This is a genomic window from Youngiibacter fragilis 232.1, assembly GCF_000495435.3.
In the GTDB taxonomy this organism is placed as follows: Bacteria; Bacillota; Clostridia; order Clostridiales; family Clostridiaceae; genus Youngiibacter; species Youngiibacter fragilis.
The window spans coordinates 18,055-35,082 of record NZ_AXUN02000169.1 but is presented as its reverse complement, the minus strand read 5'-3'; the positions used below and the strand labels follow the sequence as shown (position 1 = coordinate 35,082).

Here is a 17,028-nt window from a genome sequence, read left to right as displayed (position 1 = left end):
TCTCATCTCAGCTGGGTCATCGTCTCGGCGTTGCTGTATGGGGAGAAGTAGAATATTCCGCCGTTCTTCCTGTCAAGGTCCCACTCAGCACCGCTCTTGATATGGTCCATCAGGGACCTGTACTTGTCGTTAAGGAATATTCCCACAGTATCGACACCGGCGTTCATGAGGTTTGAGAGCGCGAAGTCTATGATCCTGTATCTGCCAAGGAAGGGAATGGAGGCTATCGGCCTGTTGTAGGTAAGCTGCTTTATGTAGTAGTCGCTTTCGCTAAGGTTTACAAGCCCTATCAATTTATTCCTGTACATTAGACGTCACCTCCATAAACTTCATTCTCGCCTACTACGGCAATCTCACCCTTCTCATCTATCACAGAGTTGTCGGGTATGATTGCACCTTCACCGATCATGGCTTTCCTTATCATTACGTTCTTTCCTATCCTGACATTTCCCATTATAACAGAATCAAATATCTCGGTACCTTCCCCTACTATTACCTTAGGTGAAAGGATGGACCTTCTGACCTTGCCTTTTATGAGGCATCCCTCTACGATCATCGAATCCTTGACTTCGGCAGTCTTCGAAAGGAACTGGGGAGGCATGGAAGGATTCTTGGAGTATATCTTCCAGTTCTTGTCGCTTATGTTAAGCTCGGATTCCTGGTCAAGGAGATCCATGTTTGCTTCCCAAAGTGAATCGAGAGTACCTACGTCCTTCCAATAGCCTTTGAACGGATATGCATAGACCCTTTCCTCGTTATCAAGGAATGCAGGTATGACATTCTTTCCGAAGTCATCCATGTCGATACCTGAATTAATTCCTTCCACCATGTATTTCTTCAGCATCTTCCAGTTGAAGATGTATATTCCCATGGATGCAAGGTTTGATTTGGGGTTTTTCGGCTTCTCCTCGAACTCCACTATCTTCATCTCGCTGTCCGTATTCATGATTCCGAACCTTGATGCCTCATCCCATGGAACCTCAAGCACAGCTATGGTTACTGCAGCTTCCTTTTCCTTGTGGAATTCGAGCATTGCCTGATAGTCCATCTTGTATATGTGGTCTCCTGATAGTATGAGGACAAAATCAGGGTCATAATCGTCAACGTATGATATGTTCTGGTAAATGGCGTGTGCCGTTCCCCTGAACCATTTCTCCTCGGTGGCGCTTGCATATGGCTGGAGTATTGTCACTCCCCCGTCTCTCCTGTCCATGTCCCATGGCGAACCTATCCCGATATGGGTATTCAGCACGAGGGGCTGGTACTGTGTCAGAACTCCGACTGTGGACAGACCTGAGTTGGCACAGTTTGAAAGTACGAAATCAATGATCCTGTACTTGCCTCCAAATGGCACCGCAGGCTTTGCTATGCTCTTTGTGAACTTACCCAGCCTGGTGCCCTGGCCTCCTGCCAGAATCATGGCTATCATTTCTTTTTTCATTACATTACCTCCTTGATCTTCTTGGGTTCGATTATCAGTACGGATAATGGCGGCAGTATGACCTGGATAGAATACTGCTTCTTGTTTTGAGGTACTTTGTCTGTCGTATATATGTCCTTGGAATATTTCCAGGTTCCTCCGTGTTTTTCAAGCTCCGTATTGAGGAGCTCGGCATACACACCTTCATAGGGTACTCCGATCCTCACGTCATTCCTCTGGACGGGAGTGAAGTTGCACGCAACAAGCAGAAAATCCTTTCTGTCCCTGGCGTACCTTATGAATGTGAACAGGCTGTGGTCCTTGTCGTCAGCATCAAGTATGTCTATGCCGTCGTATGAATCGTCTATCTCATGAAGGCATTTCCTTTCAAGATACAGATGGTTCAGTTCCTTGATGAAATCAGTGTGCTTTCGGTGCGTGTCATGCTGGAGCGCTACCCATTCCAGCCCTTCCCTGAATCTCCATTCAAGCCACTGTGCTATTTCGCTTCCCATGAAATTCAGCTTCTTGCCGGGATGGCACATCATGTATGCCATAAGGGTCCGAAGCCCTGCAAACTTCATCCTTTCGTCGCCTGTCATCTTGTTCAGCAGAGAGCCCTTGCCATGCACAACCTCGTCATGGGACAGTGCGAGCATGAAATTCTCGCTGAAGATATACATGAACGAGAAGGTGATAAGGTTATGGTGGTACTTCCTGTACATGGGATCGAGGCTGAAGTATTTCAGGGTATCATTCATCCATCCCATGTTCCACTTGAAGGTGAATCCCAGCCCCCCATCCTTCACCGGATGGGTGATCTTCGGGAATGCGGTGCTCTCCTCAGCTATCATGAGAGCTTCAGGATACTCCTTAAGAACCTTTTTGTTCAGTTTCTTCAGGAAATCCACTGCCTCCAGGTTAGTGTTGCCTCCGTAGATGTTAGGTGTCCAGGGTCCGTCGTCGTAGTCAAGGTAAAGCATGCTTGATACCGCGTCGACCCTCAGTCCGTCGATATGATACATCTCAAGCCAGAAAATGGCGTTCGATATGAGGAACGACTGTACCTGTGATTTCCCGAAATCAAAATGGGTGGTTCCCCACCTGTTATTGTTTGCCTTGTTTGGGTCCTGGTACTCATAGGTAGGAGTGCCGTCAAACATGTACAGTCCGTGGGCATCCCTGCAGAAATGTGCCGGAACCCAGTCCATTATGACACCAATCCCCGCTTCGTGGCATTTGTCCACAAAAGCCATAAGCTCCCTGGGCTCACCATATCTCGAGGTGGCACTGAAATATCCTGTGATCTGATATCCCCATGAGTCATCCAGAGGATGCTCCATGAGAGGCATGAGCTCTATATGTGTGTACCCCATCTCTTTGACATAGGGTACAAGGTCAGAAGCTAACTCCTGGTATGTGAAGTATCTTCCGTCCCAGTGACGTTTCCAGGAGCCTGCGTGGAGCTCGTAGATGTTCACAGGAGACCTGTGTACAGGATTATTCCTTTTTGACAGATACCAGTCCTTATCCGTCCACCCGAAGCCTGTGATGTCCTTTATGACAGAGGCTGTCTTAGGCCTGACCTCAGACCAGAATGCATAGGGATCGCTCTTGTAAAGCTCCCTTCCATCCTGTGTCACGATGATATACTTGTAAGCTGGTCCCTCAGTTATGCCCGGCAGGAACACCGACCATATGCCGGCAGCTCCTACAAGCTTCAGGTCAGTCTTACCCCAGCTGTTGAAATCACCAGACAGGTGAACGATCCTTGCGTCGGGAGCCCATACGGTGAACTGCACACCAGCCACTCCATCGATGGAAAGGACGTGCGCCCCCATGAACTCATAGCTTCTAAGGTGTTCACCGGAATTGAAAAGAAAATGGTTGAACTCGGTGTTCATGGATCTTTCCATGCTGTCCGTACCTGGTGCCATATGCTACCTCCGTGGGTCATATTGCGCTTATCGATAATCATTTGCTTTGCATTAATGCATAAAATGCGATATTTTGATTATCAAACTGGTTATTTTAACATTTTCTCTCATGATAACGCTTTCTGAATTCATAATACCATATTTGAAGCGTCATTTACACTCACACTTTGCATAATACAGCCATTTGAAGCCAAAAAAAGGAAGCGGATATAGCCTGTTGAGACTAAAGATTCCACTCCCATTATATCGCAATTTTGATGAAATAGCTTGCGCAAACTCGTGACTTCAGTCGTGAGTTAGCAAGCAAAGTCAAGAAATAATCAATAGTTTGAAGAATAACACATACAAAGTAATAAATATCATCAAGTACTTGAATAATAGTGTTGCATTTCCAAATGTTATACGTACCTGGGGTATTCTTATGTCTAAAATCCATTATGTACACGGTTATGTGAAGGATTTGTTAAATCTGATTGCTGATAACAATGCTTTGTATATTTTGGATGTTGAAACGCATAATGATTATGTACATCTGCAGATCAAAAGCACCGAGGAACAAATCCGCAGGTACATACAGAGGAAGGAAAGAAATAAGACAGTTCAAGCTTTTATAGTGGTGGAGGTGAGTGCATTGCTGCAGCATAAAGCCTATGAATACCGCATCTATCCGGATAAGATACAGGAAACACTGATTGTAAGGACTATCGGCAGTTCAAGGTTCGTATACAACCATTTCCTGGAACTTTGGAACAAGGAATATGAGGAGACCGGCAAAGGTCTGACTTATTCCGCATGCTCCAAACTTCTGACCAGGATGAAGAGGGACCCGGAAACAGTATGGCTTTGTGAAGTGGATAAGTTCTCCCTTCAGAATTCGCTCCGTAACCTGTCGGACGCCTTCTCCCGCTTTTTCAAAGGACAGAATGAGCATCCCAAGTTCAAGAGCAAAAAGAGCCCTAAGCAAAGCTACACTACACAATTCACCAACAACAATATCGCAGTATCCGGGAACTGCCTGAAGCTGCCTAAGCTCGGACTCGTAAAGTTTGCAGACAGCAGGGAGATGAAAGGCCGTATACTGAATGCCACAGTACGAAGGAAACCGAGCGGGAAATTCTTCGTATCGATCCTTTGTGAAGAGGATATCTGTGAATTGCCCAAGACTGACTCCGCCGTTGGTATTGACCTCGGAATCACTGACTTTGCAGTCCTGTCAGACGGCAGCAGGAATGACAACAATCATTTCACCAGGCAAATGGAAGAGAGGTTAAGACGTGAGCAGCGAAAGCTTGCAAGGCGTGCACTTGCTGCGGAGAAAAGAGGCGTTCCCCTGTCTGAAGCCAGGAACTATCAGAAGCAGAGACGTAAGGTAGCCAGGCTCCATGAAAGGGTTGCGAACCAGCGAAATGAATTTCTGAACAAACTCAGTACAGAGATAGTCAAAAACCACGATATCATCTGAATCGAGGACCTTAATGTGAAGGGCATGCTGCGCAACCACAAGCTGGCAAAAAGCATTTCTGATGTATCGTGGACGAGCCTTGTATCGAAACTTAGGTACAAGGTTGCCTGGTATGGGAAAGAAGTCATCAGGATAGGCAGATGGTTTCCGTCAAGTCAGATATGTTCAGATTGCGGCCGCAAGGATGGTAAGAAGCCGCTCCATGTGAGGGAGTGGACCTGTCCGGTTTGCCATGCCCACCATGACCGCGATGTCAATGCAGCAAGAAACATACTGGCTGAAGGACTCAGGATAAGAGCTCTGACTCCAGGGTAGTAGCTAAACAGAAGCAAACAGGAACCGCAGGAATTGCGGGGTTAGCTTGGTAGACAAGAGAAACCTCTGTCGGCAAAGAAATAGGCCGGTAAGTATGCTCTGTTCCCAAGAATCTCGTGACTTTAGTCATGGGAGATTCAAATACGATGTAAATTATTCTCTATGCTTGTGTTTGGAACCCGAGCTTTTTGAGAAGCTCTGCCATATCGTGCTTCAGCGGTGCCTTCAGGTCAAGACGTTCTCCTGTCATAGGGTGGCTGAACATCAGCTCATGGGCATGCAGCGCCTGCCTGCTGATTAGTTCAGATGCGGTTCCGTAAAGGGTATCCCCAAGGACAGGATAACCAAGGTGCGACAGGTGTACCCTTATCTGATGAGTCCTTCCCGTAAGGAGCTTGAGGCGGAGAAGGCTGCAGCCATTCGCCCGTTCAAGCACCGATACCTCGGTAATGCTCCTCTGTCCCCTCTCATCGATAACTCTCTGGTAGGGGCCGTCAGGGTCCCTGAAGATCGGAAGGTCTATCCTTTCCACATCATCCGGGAATTCTCCCTTAACCACGGCAAGGTACCATTTGTCCACCTTGTCCTCCTGCATAAGGTCAGACATCCTGGAATGGATGAACTGGTTCTTTGCAAGGATTATGAGTCCTGAAGTGTCCATATCTAGCCTTGAGACAAGCCTGACGATGGTAGGCTCACCCTTCGACCTGAAATGGTGGATCGCAGCGTTGGCAAGTGTCCCTGACTGGTAGCTCTTCGTGGGATGCACGACCATTCCGGGGTCCTTGCTAAGGACCAGCATCGAGGCATCCTCAAAGATGACTTCAATTGGAATATCCTCCGGATCGATATGCTGGACCTCATCTGCCTCAAGAAGCACATCTATCTCATCCCCTTCCCTGAGGATGTAGTCAAGCCTCACCCTGCTGCCATTTACGTGAATCCTTCCATCCATGGCACTCCGCTTGATCAGCCTTGAGGACAGCTTCATCTGGTCCTTCAGGAATTCCCTTATCTTTTTACCGTGGTGAAGCTCCGGTATCGTCATTTTTATCCTATCCATGCAAGAACGCCCTCCATTATCTGATGTTTACCCTGAATCATTTCTCCATCCTGTCCCTGACAAGTACCAGGAAATGGTTCCTTGCGTGCAGGGTATCAGGGTCTATGTACTTTCCTGACCTTATCAGGTAAGACAGGCTCAGGTCGAGACCGAAGAGCATTGCTGAATCAAGGTCCTTACCTGAAAGCTTCCTGAGGGCTTCTATACCCTTGAAATCCCGGTCCTCCTCTATCATGTCCGCAAGGAACACGACCTTCGCAAGGTCGCACATTCCGGCCGCTCCTGTAGTGTGCCATCTTATGGCGTCAAGGACCTCCGGGTCGGAAATGCCAGCTTCAGTCTCTGAAAAGACCGCAGCGGCAAATCCATGAAGGACTTCTGCGGGCCGGTTTGAATCCCTTCTACCTTCGGGATGGCTCGAAAGATACTCCCTGAGATCACTCTCCCGGCGGAACTTCTGGCAGTCATGGAGGAATGCTGCAAGCCTGGCCTTCCTGACGTCCAGCCCATGGAGTGAAGCAAGCTCACCGCTTGCCTTTACCACCCTCAGTGTATGGAGATACCTGCCTTCCTTGAGGTGCTTCCTTATGTATGCGTCAATCTCAGATTCTGTCCACATTTTTGCCTCCGTAAAGGTCGTTGTCCTTAATGTACCTCTCCACGAGTGAGGGGACCATGAACCGGATGCTTCTTCCTTCGGACACCCTTCTTCTCGCATCGCTTGATGAGATCTCGAGGATCAGGGAATCGAGCACTACGGGTTCGTGACCAAGCGAACGGACGAAATCAAGCGCGTCCTTCCTCATCTCATGGGGGTAGGACCTTCTTTCGAATACGGCAAGCTTCGCTGCTGCAAGTATCCTCCCCGGTTCCCTCCATCTTGAGAATTCTATGAAGGAATCCTCGCCTATGATGAAGAAAAGCTCGTCTTGAGGATTCTCCTCCTTGAGATGCTCCATCGTCAGGTAAGTATAGGAGACATCCTCCTTCAGGATCTCATAATCGGAGACAACTATATTTTCAATGCCAAGAAAGGCCAGTCGGAGCATCTCCAGGATGTGACCCGGATCCCTTTCTTCAGCCTTCTTGTGTGGAGGTATGTAGTTCGGCATAACAATGAGCCTGTCGAGACCGAGTACTTCCATGGCCTCGACAGCCATGTATACATGTCCGTTATGAACCGGGTTGAAGGTTCCCCCGAGTACCCCCGTCTTCATCAGCGGGGGAGTTCTATCTTGGGGTTGTTCTTGCTTTTCTTGTAAAGTACGATCTTGCTGCCGATCACCTGGACACCTTCACAGCCAAGTGCCGAGCAGATCATGTCGGATGCTTCCCTTGGGTCCATTCCGCTGTTGTCAAGGACGCTGAGCTTTATTATCTCCCTTTTCTCAAGTGCAGCTTCTATCTGACTGAGGAAGGGAGCCTCAATACCGCCCTTACCGAGCTGGAATATCGGTTCAATCTTGTTTGCGAGGCTTCTTAAATATGCCCTCTGCTTAGTAGTTATCATGATTACCACCTATACGTAGAATTCGAATTCGAAATTTCTGAGCCTTACAGTGTCTCCGTCGTCTATTCCCATTTCCTTCAGCTTGTCAAGGACCCCCTTGTTCTTGAGGACCTTGTGGAAGTATCTCAGGGAGTCAGGATTTTCGACGTTTACCACATCAAGGAGCCTGTCAACGAAGGTCCCGGATACCACGAACACGCCGTCCTCATCCACATTGATCTCGTATGTGAAGTGCTTCTCTTCAGGTATGAAGAAGTCGTCAACCGTGTAGAGGGTTTCCTCAACAGGTATCTCGGACAGCTTCTTTGCACATGCCTTCAGCAGTTCATCCACTCCTGATCCGGTAGCTCCTGAAATCCTGTATATGTCAGTGTACCCGAGCTTTGCGACCTTTTTCGTGAAATCCTCGAAGATGCTCTCATCATATACAAGGTCAGACTTGTTCATGGCAATGATCTGCGGCCTTGAAGCAAGACGCGCATCATATTTCTTGAGTTCCTCGTTGATCATAAGGAAGTCCTCATACGGGTCCCTGCCTTCAATCCCGGAAATGTCAATGACATGAACGAGAAGCCTTGTCCTCTCAATGTGCCTGAGGAAGGAAATTCCCAGTCCCACACCTTCGGCAGCGCCTTCGATCAGTCCAGGTATGTCAGCAATGACGAATGGGTTGATACCCTGAAGGCTGACAACGCCGAGGTTTGGGGTAAGGGTCGTGAAATGGTAGTTGGCTATCTTTGGAGTAGCCTTTGTCACCTTTGAAAGGAGAGTCGACTTTCCGACGTTCGGGAATCCAAGGAGTCCCACATCAGCAAGAAGCTTCAGCTCAAGGGTTACAGTCCTGTCTTCAGCAGGCATTCCAGGCTCAGCGAAATCAGGGGCCTGCCTTGTCGGGGTCGCGAACTTTGCGTTTCCCTTTCCGCCTTTTCCGCCTCTGAGTACGGTTATCCTGCTGTCCCTTTTCGAAAGGTCGGCGATTATCTTCCCGGTTTCCTTGTCCTTTAGGACTGTTCCCATGGGAACCTTGATGATAAGGTTCTCTCCTGCCCTTCCGTAGCACTTTGAAGCACCGCCGTTGACTCCGTCCTCGGCAACATACTTTCTCTTGTACTTGAAATCAAGGAGAGTAGTCATGTCTGGATCGACCTCGAATATGACGTCTCCGCCCTTTCCGCCGTCTCCACCGTCAGGCCCCCCGAGAGGAACGTACTTCTCTCTCCTGAAGGAGACTGAACCGTCTCCGCCCCTGCCGCTCTTGAGGTATATGTCAGCTATGTCTATAAACATGTTCATTTTCTTCACCACCTGTATTTTCCGGCAGGGTTTCTGCCATTGAGTCTGCATCAGTTCAATTATACCCAAACGAAGGGTAAAAGAAAACCTGCCTATTCAGCAGGTTGAAAATACGATTATTCAGCTATTGCTTCCAGCTCTACCTGGTAAACGCTAGCTTTCTTCTTGTCCTTGCCAAGTCTCTCGTATCTTACGACACCGTCGATCTTAGCGAACAAAGTATCATCTTTGCCTATTCCAACATTGGTACCCGGATGGATCTTAGTCCCTCTCTGCCTTACCAGTATGTTTCCCGCAAGCACGAACTGTCCGTCGGCTGACTTAACGCCGAGTCTCTTTGACTGCGAGTCTCTTCCGTTTCTTGTACTACCTCCGCCCACCTTGTGCGCGAAGAACTGAAGGTTCATTATAAGCATGGTTACACCTCCTCTTCGATTATCTTGATATGATCTTTGTATTGGGTCTCGATTGCCTTCATACCCAGCCTGAGAGTCTCAAGAAGTACCTGGGCCTTTTCCTTCTCAGCATCACTTGCCTTGTCGATGCTCATCGAGAAATAGCCGCCATCCTGTCTCATGTCAAGCCTGTTCGGTATCTTCAGGATTTCATCGATCCCGTTGTAGATCATCATGCACTGGGCTGTAGCCGCAGCGCATACTATGTCTTCTCCATATCTTCCGTAGTCAGCATGTCCTTCGAATGTGAAGGATATGAGCTTTCCGGACCTTCTCAGGAATCTAGCCTCCAGCATATTACGCTTCGATCTTCTCGATCAGGAGCTTAGTGTATGGCTGTCTGTGACCCTGCTTCTTCCTGTAGTCCTTCTTTGGCTTGTATTTGAATACAATGACCTTCTTTGCCTTGTCCTGGGCTACTACCTTGGCAACAACCTTTGCACCGTCTACAACCGGAGCACCTAACTTGAGCTCTCCTTCTGCTGTTGTGACTGCAAGGACATCAGTAAGCTCAACTGTTGAATCAACATCAGCTGCGAGCTTCTCAACGTATATTACATCGCCTTCGGATACTTTGTACTGCTTTCCACCTGTCTTCAAAACTGCGAACATAAAACTTTCCACCTCCTCATACCAGTACTCGCCATCGAGGTAAGCATTCTTTTTAAAACCTCTTCTGTGCGGCCTACAAGGTATTGTACCATCAGTCAATGATATATGTAAAGTAAAAATTACGGATTTATCAGGTATTTCTCCTTATCCCTTATCTGGGTTCCAAATATGAGGGGTTCCAGGATAAAATGCTCATGAGTTCCTGAGAAGGTAAGATAGATCCTCCTGTCGCCTGAATCGATGCTCCCTATGAAGCCCTTGATGTCACTTTCGATCCTGGTCCGGAACCTTTCGTTGAGTCCTATATGGAAATCTCTCACATCAGCGGATTTCAGCTCCCTCTTAAGCTCGTTCCTGATGAGCCAGAGCGTGTAGTCCAGTGAAAGAAGCTGGTCCCTCCCGCAGCAGGGGCATTTTTCGCTTATATGGCTCTTTACAGGCAGTCCCCTTCCCCTTCTTGCTATCTGCATTATCCCAAGTTCAGTCAGAGGGTATGCTGTCGCCTTGCTGTGGTCCTTCTTGAGTTCAAGCATGACCTTGTCAAGAAGCTCCTTCCTGCTTTCATCTTCCTTCATGTCTACGAAGTCCACTGCGATTATGCCATAGAGGTTTCTAAGGCGTATCTGCCTGATTGCTTCCTCAGCGGCAGCAAGGTTCAGCTCCAGTGAGGAGTCCTCACGGCTTCCCTTCCCTTGCTTCTTTGCGCTGTTGACATCGATGACATGCATTGCCTCGGTGCTTTCTATGACGAGGTTACCGCCGCCAGCCATTGATACCCTTGGGTTCAGCAGCTTTAATATCTCTTTCTCAATACCGTAGAAGTCGAATAGACCCTGCGGATCCCTGTGAAGGAGGGACGGCAGAGAGAATTCTCGCTTCAGGCGGTCCTGGGTTTCCAAAGAGTCAACATATATGAGGTTCAGGTCAGAGAAGTTGTCCCTTATGACTCTTCCAAGCACTGATTCATCACCGTAGATCTTCCTTGGCCCTATTCCGTTCTCTGCCTTCCTGAGCGCATCATCGAAGGCGGATTTCAGCTCCTCTATTTCTTCAAGGATATCCTCCGTTGATGCATCAAGGGAAGCTTCCCTGTACAGCACCCTGTAACCATCAACCGTCTTAAGGTTCCCGTGCCTTTGAAGCAATGTCTCCGGATCAATCTTCTGGGAATATGCTATACCCTTTCCAATGGAAAGGACTATATACTTTCCGGCGATGGATACCTTGTCGGTGACCTTTGCCCCTTTGCCTCCTGATTTTTCCTTCAGGACCTCGACAAGTATACCCTGACCATCCCTGAAGTCCTTCAGTCTTGCCTTGTCCTGGACGAACATGTATCCGTTCTTCACATCACCTATGTCTATGAAGACAGAGCTCAGTGATACTACAGTATTCTTTACGACACCCAGTATGAGGTTACCGGGAAGTATTCCCTTGTCCTTCTCCTCAAAATGGCATTCCGTGAGGATGCCATCCTCCTTGACAGCTATCCTTCTTGTCCAGCTGTCCTCTATGAATATCTCCTTCAAATCAAACCTCCAAAAGTCCTAGAATAAGGTTGTCTTTCTCTTCATCCCAACATTCAGCACCATTCCAAGCGCAATGAAGGTGGTGAGGACCGAGCTTCCGCCATATGATACAAGGGGCAGCGTTATGCCCGATATAGGCATGAGTCCCATGGTCATTCCGATGTTCTGAAGTATGGAGAAAAGGAAAATCGAGAAGACACCGACAGCGATACACCTGCCGAACATGTCCTCGGTTGTCTTTGCTATCCTTATCATCCTGTACATCATGAAGCCATACAGCGCAAGCAGAAAGAGTCCGCCTGCAAATCCGAAGTTTTCTGATATCACTGAGAATATGAAGTCAGTATGGTTTTCAGGGACTCGCCTGTAGAAGCCTGCAGTCTCTGAACCTGTCAGCTTGCCTGAGCCTATTGCGATTATACTCTGCGAAAGCTGATAGTTTATCCCGAGGTCCGAACCCTCCTGGTATAGGAATGAAGCAAGCCTTGCCTTCCAGTGGCTCGGCAGGAAATCAGTATTCAGGACGAACATTACGGAAGCTGCGATAAAACCGAATCCGCTTCCTATTACCTTCATGGACAGCCCAACGGAAAAGAATATTCCAAGGGTTATGAAGAAGGTTACCATGGTAAGCCCCATGTCAGGCTGGAGCATCATCAGGACCATGGGTATGAGGGCATAGATGGCTGTTGTTACAAAGCCCCCTACGGTATTGACATCCCCATCGGTCTTCTGGAGTCTTTTCCCGAGCATCATCATTGTAGTGAGCTTTGCAAATTCTGCTGGCTGCAGCCCTCTCTGACCGATCGAGAACCACCCGGCGGCACCTTTCACCTTCGAGGTCGCTAGCACCACCAGGAGCATCACGACTGTGATCCAGTAGAGGACCTCAACCACCTTGTATATCATCCTGTAATCAAGCAGTAGGATTATGTAGACGACAAAGAGTGAAACAAGCAGCCATGTCAGCTGCAGCCGTGCATAGTATATGCCGGAAGACTCATAGGTAGCCCTGTATATGTTGTATGCGCCGAACATGAGTATGAGGACCGCAGGAACAAGTATCCCGAAGTCTATCTCACGCAGCTGCTTTTTGTCTATCATGAAGGATCTCAAAAAATTCATACTATTCTCCAAAAAAATAAGATGCTGCAGGTCAATAGCATAATTCTAAACCATACAGCATCTTTTCGCAATTAAAGGACCCTTAACTTAATATTAAGAATGGTTAGCCCTGCCTCATCTTCTTGATCGGAATGTTAGCCACAAGTGCAGGAACTGAGCCATACTCAGTCTCGGTTGTTGTCATCTGGAGCTCCATGTCGGCATCTATCTCCACATACTTCCTGAGCACATCCATGATCTCGTTCTTGATGTTCTCAAGAAGCTCAGGAGATACGTCTCCCCTGTCATGCATCAGTATAAGCTTAAGCCTGTCCTTTGCAACTTCCTTTGAACCTGACTTTTTCTTGAAGAAACTAAAAATATCCATTCTCCAGCCTCCCTATCTCTTTTTGAAAAGCTTCGACAGCCTTACGAGGAAACCTTCCTCCTCGGGCTTCAGATCAAGCAGGGGAACATCTTCCCCGGAGATCCTCTTAGCAATGTTGAGGAAAGCGGCTCCTGCCTTGGTACCTTCCTCGAGCACTATTGGTTCACCCTTGTTGGTGGATACCGTTATGCTCCTGTCATCAGGAACCACTCCCAGCAGCTTCACTGAAAGAATCTCCAGTATGTCGTCAATGTTAAGCATGTCACCGTTCTCGGTCATCTCATAGTTGAGCCTGTTTATTATGACCCTGTGGTTCTCAATGCCCTTGGCATCCAGCTTTCCGATTACCCTGTCCGCATCCCTGACTGATGTGACCTCAGGATTCACCACGATTATTGCACTGTCTGCTGCAGCTATCGAGTTCTCGAATCCCTGCTCTATGCCAGCTGGGCAGTCGATAAGTATATAGTCGAACTCTTCCCTCAGGTCACTTATAAGGCTTACCATCTGCTCGGTTGATATATCATTCTTGTCCTTTGTCTGCGCTGTTGGAAGAAGGCAAAGGTTTGGAAGCCTCTTGTCCTTTATGAGGGCCTGCTTAAGCTTGCACCTTCCGTCGAAATAATCGATCATCGTATAGACTATCCTGTTCTCAAGACCCATCAGGACGTCAAGGTTCCTAAGTCCGGTGTCTCCGTCAATCACGACTACTTTCTTTCCCATCTGTGCAAGGGCTGTTCCAATGTTGGCTGTTGTCGTGGTTTTTCCGACCCCGCCCTTTCCTGAGGTTATTACAATTGATTCTGCCATGTTTTCATTCTCTCCTTTGAACTTAGATGATGAATTTTCCCGGATTGTATGGTTCTACATATATGGCCCCGTCCTTAAGCTTCGCAACCTCAGGATAGCTGGTCTTGTTCGATTCGGGCGGCCTTGCGAAAATGCCCGCTATCGAAAGAAGCGCAGGTGTCATTCCAATTGCTGCTATTATCGCATCCTCGTTTCCCGATGAACCTGCGAACACCCTGCCCTTTAGCTGTCCCATGATGATTATGTTCCCTTCGGCATGTATCTCCGCACCTATGTGGACATCTCCAACCACCACCACATTTCCGGGGTAATCCACGAGGGCTCCTCCCCTGAGGCTCTTCGTGATGAACTTGGTCGGACCTTCACTAATGCCTTTGAATACCTTTGGAAGCTCCTCGCGTCTGTTTGATTCTTCAAACTGAATGCTTGGGATATTGAGCTCCCCCATGAGGGACTGCCTGAGATAGTCCATCTCCTGCTCCTTGAGTCTGATCGGATATGTCGTGATGAACATGGCATTTCCGTCATAGAATTTCCGGAGCGGCTCCATCTTCTGTCTTATTGCGTCAGCAAGCTCCTCCATGGAGCTGAATTCCATTAGATTGATAAGAAGGTTCAGTCCCTTCCTGTTTCCCTTTATCTGAAGTCTGTCGATCCCCATTTCAACCTCCGTTAATGCTGCGATTTAACGCTCAACTCTTATTCTATAAGAATCGGAGGAATAATGCTATAGCGAAAGACGGCATATAAAAGTAAAAATCCTTGTGCCCAAGGATTTTTTAGAATTTCCACTCTTTTTTCATATATGGCACACGCCTCAGGGAAACGATGCTCCCATGCATTAAAAGCGCGAAAATGAGCGTATGTATACCCGTTACCGGGATGCTGTAGGAATTTGCCCCGAAGCCGAATAAGGTGAGGAGTGAAAACATCACCAGACTCTTGAGAAGTGCGCCGCCTGTCGAGAACAAGACTTCAGCTGCATGCCTTCCTTCCTTCAAGGTTGTGCCTATCTTCGACAATCCAAGGAATAAGAACAGGTTGAGCAGCATGTTCATTCCGAATGCATACGGGAAGAAGATGTCCTGAAGGAATCCTGTAAGGATAGCCATCAGAAAAGCATCATCATAGTCTCCCTGGACTGAGAAAATTGCGCCGAAGGTAAACAGAAGGCTTCCATATGCTCCCCAGGAACTGAAAAAAGGAACCAGGGTCATGTCGAGCATTGACAACAGGAGGGAGATCAGGGAGAGTATTGCCAGCCTCAACTAGTATTCCACCTCCCCTGATGTCTTCGGTACCACCACATAGAGCCTTTCAGCGCGGCTAAAATCCACGGAAGGCTTCACAACAGCAGTCATCATGAGCTTTCCCTTGTCCTCCGCAACGGAAACAACCTCACCCACATATATGTCGGGAGGATAGAATCCGCCGAGTCCGCTGGTGACTATGCTGTCGCCGGCCTTAACCAGAGAATCCGCAGGAAGATATGTGACCTTTGCCAGCTGCTCGTTTCCGGCTCCTCGCTGACCCTGGAGGATACCGGAATTTTCGCTTGTCTCCACCACCTTCACGTGTATCGAGATGTTCTCGCTGGATATTGTCTCAATTATAGAGAATGTGCCCGACACCTCCGTGACCTGACCAACGATTCCATCTGGAGACATCACAGCCATGCCCTTCCTTATTCCGTCGCCTGAACCTCTGTCAATCGTATAGGCAGTTATGATTCCGCTTCCGGTGACATTGATTATGTTCACACCCAGATAATCATACTCAGACCTTCTGTCCTTGAAGGAGAACATGGCTTTCAGCGATTCATTCTCGGACTTCATCATCTCATATTCCCGAAGCTTTGCTGCAAGCTCGTTATTTTCCTGTGAAAGCTGGGCGTTTTCCGCCATTATCTCCTCATAGCGGAGAAAGAAGTCAATCAGTGTTTCAAGCCTCTTATTTGCCGAATACATGACCATCTGAACAGGACCGAGTGCCGCACCCGCCCCGCTTTCGATCAGTGTCTTGTGGTCTCTGTATACGGTTGTTCCCATTAGTATTAAAAGGATGGCTGACGCCGAGATAACTCTCGAGGCCAGCCTGTTCCTGAATAGTGCGATTATCCGATTCATCTCGATATCTTGTCGAAGTTGTCCAGAGCCTTGCCGGCACCAAGGACCACACAGTCAAGAGGTGCATCTGCAATCATTACAGGCATGTGGGTCTCATGGGTTATGAGTTCTCCGAGTCCCTTCAGAAGCGCGCCTCCTCCGGCAAGCATGATACCCTGGTCCATGATGTCTGCTGCGAGCTCAGGTGGGGTCTTCTCAAGTGTTGTCTTTATGGCATCTATGATATCGCTTATAGGCTCGTGAAGGGCTTCCCTTATCTGAGCCTCTGTAACCTGTATTACCTTCGGAAGTCCTGTGACAAGGTCCCTTCCCTTTACATCCATTACACCCTCTTCGGTTCCTTCAACCTTGAATGCGGAACCGATGGTCATCTTGATGTTCTCGGATGTCCTCTCACCTATCATAAGGTTGTATTCCCTCTTGATATAGGCGACTATTGACTGGTCAAGCTCATCACCTGCTATCCTGAGTGACTTCGCAACGACTATGCCCCCGAGTGATACGACAGCAACTTCAGTAGTTCCTCCGCCGATATCCACTATCATCGAACCGGTAGGCTCGTCTACAGGAAGTCCGGCACCTATTGCCGCAGCCATCGGTTCCTCCATGAGGACAACTTCCCTGGCTCCTGCCTGCTTTGTTGCCTCAAGGATAGCCCTTCTTTCAACCTCAGTGACACCTGAAGGGAAGCATACGATTATCCTTGGCGCTGTAAAGGCGCTCTTGGACGCGGTCTTCTCGATGAACTGCCTCAGCATTGTCTGTGTAATGTCGAAGTCTGCGATTACTCCATCCTTGAGCGGTCTTACCGCAACGATGTTTCCCGGAGTCCTTCCTATCATCCTCTTGGCTTCCTCACCTACCGCGAGCGGCTTGTTGGTCTGTGTGTTGAACGCCACTACAGAAGGCTCCCTGAGGACGATCCCCTTTCCTTTTATGTACACCAGGGTATTGGCTGTTCCGAGGTCTATGCCCATGTCCCTGCTAGTTCCGAATAAACGCAT

At 48.3% G+C, this 17,028-nt stretch carries 19 protein-coding genes and 1 pseudogene; 1 reads left to right on the top strand and 19 read right to left on the bottom strand.

Features of this window, described 5'->3' with window-relative positions:
• Window positions 1-2: 2 nt before the first annotated feature.
• The 3 genes from T472_RS08700 to glgB are packed head-to-tail and all read right to left on the bottom strand — an operon-like array spanning window position 3 to window position 3,357.
• Window positions 3-308: a sugar phosphate nucleotidyltransferase gene (locus T472_RS08700; protein ID WP_052011787.1), complete on the bottom strand. Its 306-nt coding sequence runs from the start codon at window positions 306-308 to the stop codon at window positions 3-5.
• On the bottom strand, window positions 308-1,441 hold the full coding sequence (locus T472_RS08695) for a glucose-1-phosphate adenylyltransferase (protein ID WP_023385538.1): 1,134 nt from the start codon (window positions 1,439-1,441) through the stop codon (window positions 308-310). Before T472_RS08695 ends, T472_RS08700 begins: the two co-directional genes overlap by 1 nt.
• On the bottom strand, window positions 1,441-3,357 hold the full coding sequence (gene glgB / locus T472_RS08690) for a 1,4-alpha-glucan branching protein GlgB (protein ID WP_023385541.1): 1,917 nt from the start codon (window positions 3,355-3,357) through the stop codon (window positions 1,441-1,443). The genes T472_RS08695 and glgB overlap by 1 nt, the downstream gene beginning before the upstream one ends.
• A gap of 421 nt (window positions 3,358-3,778) precedes the next feature.
• On the opposite strand from glgB, the pseudogene tnpB reads away from it, so the two are divergent.
• A pseudogene (gene tnpB / locus T472_RS08685) lies at window positions 3,779-5,134 on the top strand (IS200/IS605 family element RNA-guided endonuclease TnpB).
• Window positions 5,135-5,294: 160 nt separating this feature from the next.
• Here tnpB and T472_RS08680 read toward each other — a convergent pair.
• From T472_RS08680 to T472_RS08605, 16 genes are all read right to left on the bottom strand, one after another.
• Window positions 5,295-6,197: an RluA family pseudouridine synthase gene (locus T472_RS08680; RefSeq protein WP_023388661.1), complete on the bottom strand. Its 903-nt coding sequence runs from the start codon at window positions 6,195-6,197 to the stop codon at window positions 5,295-5,297.
• 37 nt (window positions 6,198-6,234) lie between these two features.
• Window positions 6,235-6,816, bottom strand: coding sequence for a bis(5'-nucleosyl)-tetraphosphatase (symmetrical) YqeK (gene yqeK, locus T472_RS08675; RefSeq protein ID WP_023388660.1), 582 nt, complete (start codon window positions 6,814-6,816; stop codon window positions 6,235-6,237).
• Window positions 6,800-7,414, bottom strand: a complete 615-nt coding sequence (gene nadD, locus T472_RS08670; protein WP_023388659.1) for a nicotinate (nicotinamide) nucleotide adenylyltransferase — start codon at window positions 7,412-7,414, stop codon at window positions 6,800-6,802. The genes yqeK and nadD overlap by 17 nt, the downstream gene beginning before the upstream one ends.
• Window positions 7,414-7,707 (bottom strand): ribosome assembly RNA-binding protein YhbY, encoded by a 294-nt coding sequence (yhbY, locus tag T472_RS08665; protein ID WP_023388658.1) that lies wholly within the window; start codon window positions 7,705-7,707, stop codon window positions 7,414-7,416. Before yhbY ends, nadD begins: the two co-directional genes overlap by 1 nt.
• Window positions 7,708-7,716: 9 nt before the next feature.
• On the bottom strand, window positions 7,717-8,994 hold the full coding sequence (gene obgE, locus T472_RS08660; protein WP_040907179.1) for a GTPase ObgE: 1,278 nt from the start codon (window positions 8,992-8,994) through the stop codon (window positions 7,717-7,719).
• A 122-nt stretch (window positions 8,995-9,116) separates the two neighbouring features.
• Window positions 9,117-9,416 carry a 50S ribosomal protein L27 gene (rpmA, locus tag T472_RS08655; protein WP_023388656.1) on the bottom strand — a complete coding sequence of 100 codons (300 nt, stop codon included), beginning with the start codon at window positions 9,414-9,416 and terminating at the stop codon, window positions 9,117-9,119.
• 2 nt (window positions 9,417-9,418) lie between these two features.
• Complete coding sequence (locus T472_RS08650; protein ID WP_023388655.1) at window positions 9,419-9,751, bottom strand: ribosomal-processing cysteine protease Prp; 333 nt, start codon at window positions 9,749-9,751, stop codon at window positions 9,419-9,421.
• 1 nt (window position 9,752) lies between these two features.
• Window positions 9,753-10,067, bottom strand: coding sequence for a 50S ribosomal protein L21 (gene rplU, locus T472_RS08645; RefSeq protein ID WP_023388654.1), 315 nt, complete (start codon window positions 10,065-10,067; stop codon window positions 9,753-9,755).
• A gap of 119 nt (window positions 10,068-10,186) precedes the next feature.
• Window positions 10,187-11,596, bottom strand: a complete 1,410-nt coding sequence (locus T472_RS08640; RefSeq protein WP_023388653.1) for a ribonuclease E/G — start codon at window positions 11,594-11,596, stop codon at window positions 10,187-10,189.
• A gap of 18 nt (window positions 11,597-11,614) precedes the next feature.
• Window positions 11,615-12,721: an FtsW/RodA/SpoVE family cell cycle protein gene (locus tag T472_RS08635; protein ID WP_023388652.1), complete on the bottom strand. Its 1,107-nt coding sequence runs from the start codon at window positions 12,719-12,721 to the stop codon at window positions 11,615-11,617.
• A gap of 103 nt (window positions 12,722-12,824) precedes the next feature.
• Window positions 12,825-13,088, bottom strand: coding sequence for a cell division topological specificity factor MinE (minE, locus tag T472_RS08630; RefSeq protein ID WP_023388651.1), 264 nt, complete (start codon window positions 13,086-13,088; stop codon window positions 12,825-12,827).
• Between the two features lie 12 nt (window positions 13,089-13,100).
• Window positions 13,101-13,898 (bottom strand): septum site-determining protein MinD, encoded by a 798-nt coding sequence (gene minD / locus T472_RS08625; RefSeq protein WP_023388650.1) that lies wholly within the window; start codon window positions 13,896-13,898, stop codon window positions 13,101-13,103.
• A gap of 22 nt (window positions 13,899-13,920) precedes the next feature.
• Window positions 13,921-14,559: a septum site-determining protein MinC gene (locus T472_RS08620; RefSeq protein ID WP_023388649.1), complete on the bottom strand. Its 639-nt coding sequence runs from the start codon at window positions 14,557-14,559 to the stop codon at window positions 13,921-13,923.
• Between the two features lie 118 nt (window positions 14,560-14,677).
• Complete coding sequence (locus tag T472_RS08615) at window positions 14,678-15,166, bottom strand: hypothetical protein (RefSeq protein ID WP_023388648.1); 489 nt, start codon at window positions 15,164-15,166, stop codon at window positions 14,678-14,680.
• Entirely contained in the window at window positions 15,167-16,024 is an 858-nt protein-coding gene (gene mreC / locus T472_RS08610; RefSeq protein WP_023388647.1) for a rod shape-determining protein MreC, read from the bottom strand.
• A complete protein-coding gene (locus T472_RS08605; RefSeq protein WP_023388646.1) occupies window positions 16,021-17,028 on the bottom strand; it encodes a rod shape-determining protein in 1,008 nt (335 codons plus the stop codon). Before T472_RS08605 ends, mreC begins: the two co-directional genes overlap by 4 nt.

What these genes read in the sequence shown, in the direction of transcription:
- T472_RS08620 (WP_023388649.1), bottom strand. Translation starts at nt 14,559, where the DNA reads ATGGGGATCGACAGACTTCAGATAAAGGGAAACAGGAAGGGACTGAAC.
- rpmA (WP_023388656.1), bottom strand. Translation starts at nt 9,416, where the DNA reads ATGCTTATAATGAACCTTCAGTTCTTCGCGCACAAGGTGGGCGGAGGT.
- T472_RS08605 (WP_023388646.1), bottom strand. Translation starts at nt 17,028, where the DNA reads ATGCGTTTATTCGGAACTAGCAGGGACATGGGCATAGACCTCGGAACA.
- minE (WP_023388651.1), bottom strand. Translation starts at nt 13,088, where the DNA reads ATGGATATTTTTAGTTTCTTCAAGAAAAAGTCAGGTTCAAAGGAAGTT.
- rplU (WP_023388654.1), bottom strand. Translation starts at nt 10,067, where the DNA reads ATGTTCGCAGTTTTGAAGACAGGTGGAAAGCAGTACAAAGTATCCGAA.
- yqeK (WP_023388660.1), bottom strand. Translation starts at nt 6,816, where the DNA reads ATGTGGACAGAATCTGAGATTGACGCATACATAAGGAAGCACCTCAAG.
- T472_RS08650 (WP_023388655.1), bottom strand. Translation starts at nt 9,751, where the DNA reads ATGCTGGAGGCTAGATTCCTGAGAAGGTCCGGAAAGCTCATATCCTTC.
- glgB (WP_023385541.1), bottom strand. Translation starts at nt 3,357, where the DNA reads ATGGCACCAGGTACGGACAGCATGGAAAGATCCATGAACACCGAGTTC.
- T472_RS08695 (WP_023385538.1), bottom strand. Translation starts at nt 1,441, where the DNA reads ATGAAAAAAGAAATGATAGCCATGATTCTGGCAGGAGGCCAGGGCACC.
- T472_RS08700 (WP_052011787.1), bottom strand. Translation starts at nt 308, where the DNA reads ATGTACAGGAATAAATTGATAGGGCTTGTAAACCTTAGCGAAAGCGAC.
- obgE (WP_040907179.1), bottom strand. Translation starts at nt 8,994, where the DNA reads ATGTTTATAGACATAGCTGACATATACCTCAAGAGCGGCAGGGGCGGA.
- mreC (WP_023388647.1), bottom strand. Translation starts at nt 16,024, where the DNA reads ATGAATCGGATAATCGCACTATTCAGGAACAGGCTGGCCTCGAGAGTT.
- T472_RS08680 (WP_023388661.1), bottom strand. Translation starts at nt 6,197, where the DNA reads ATGGATAGGATAAAAATGACGATACCGGAGCTTCACCACGGTAAAAAG.
- minD (WP_023388650.1), bottom strand. Translation starts at nt 13,898, where the DNA reads ATGGCAGAATCAATTGTAATAACCTCAGGAAAGGGCGGGGTCGGAAAA.
- T472_RS08635 (WP_023388652.1), bottom strand. Translation starts at nt 12,721, where the DNA reads ATGAATTTTTTGAGATCCTTCATGATAGACAAAAAGCAGCTGCGTGAG.
- yhbY (WP_023388658.1), bottom strand. Translation starts at nt 7,707, where the DNA reads ATGATAACTACTAAGCAGAGGGCATATTTAAGAAGCCTCGCAAACAAG.
- nadD (WP_023388659.1), bottom strand. Translation starts at nt 7,414, where the DNA reads ATGAAGACGGGGGTACTCGGGGGAACCTTCAACCCGGTTCATAACGGA.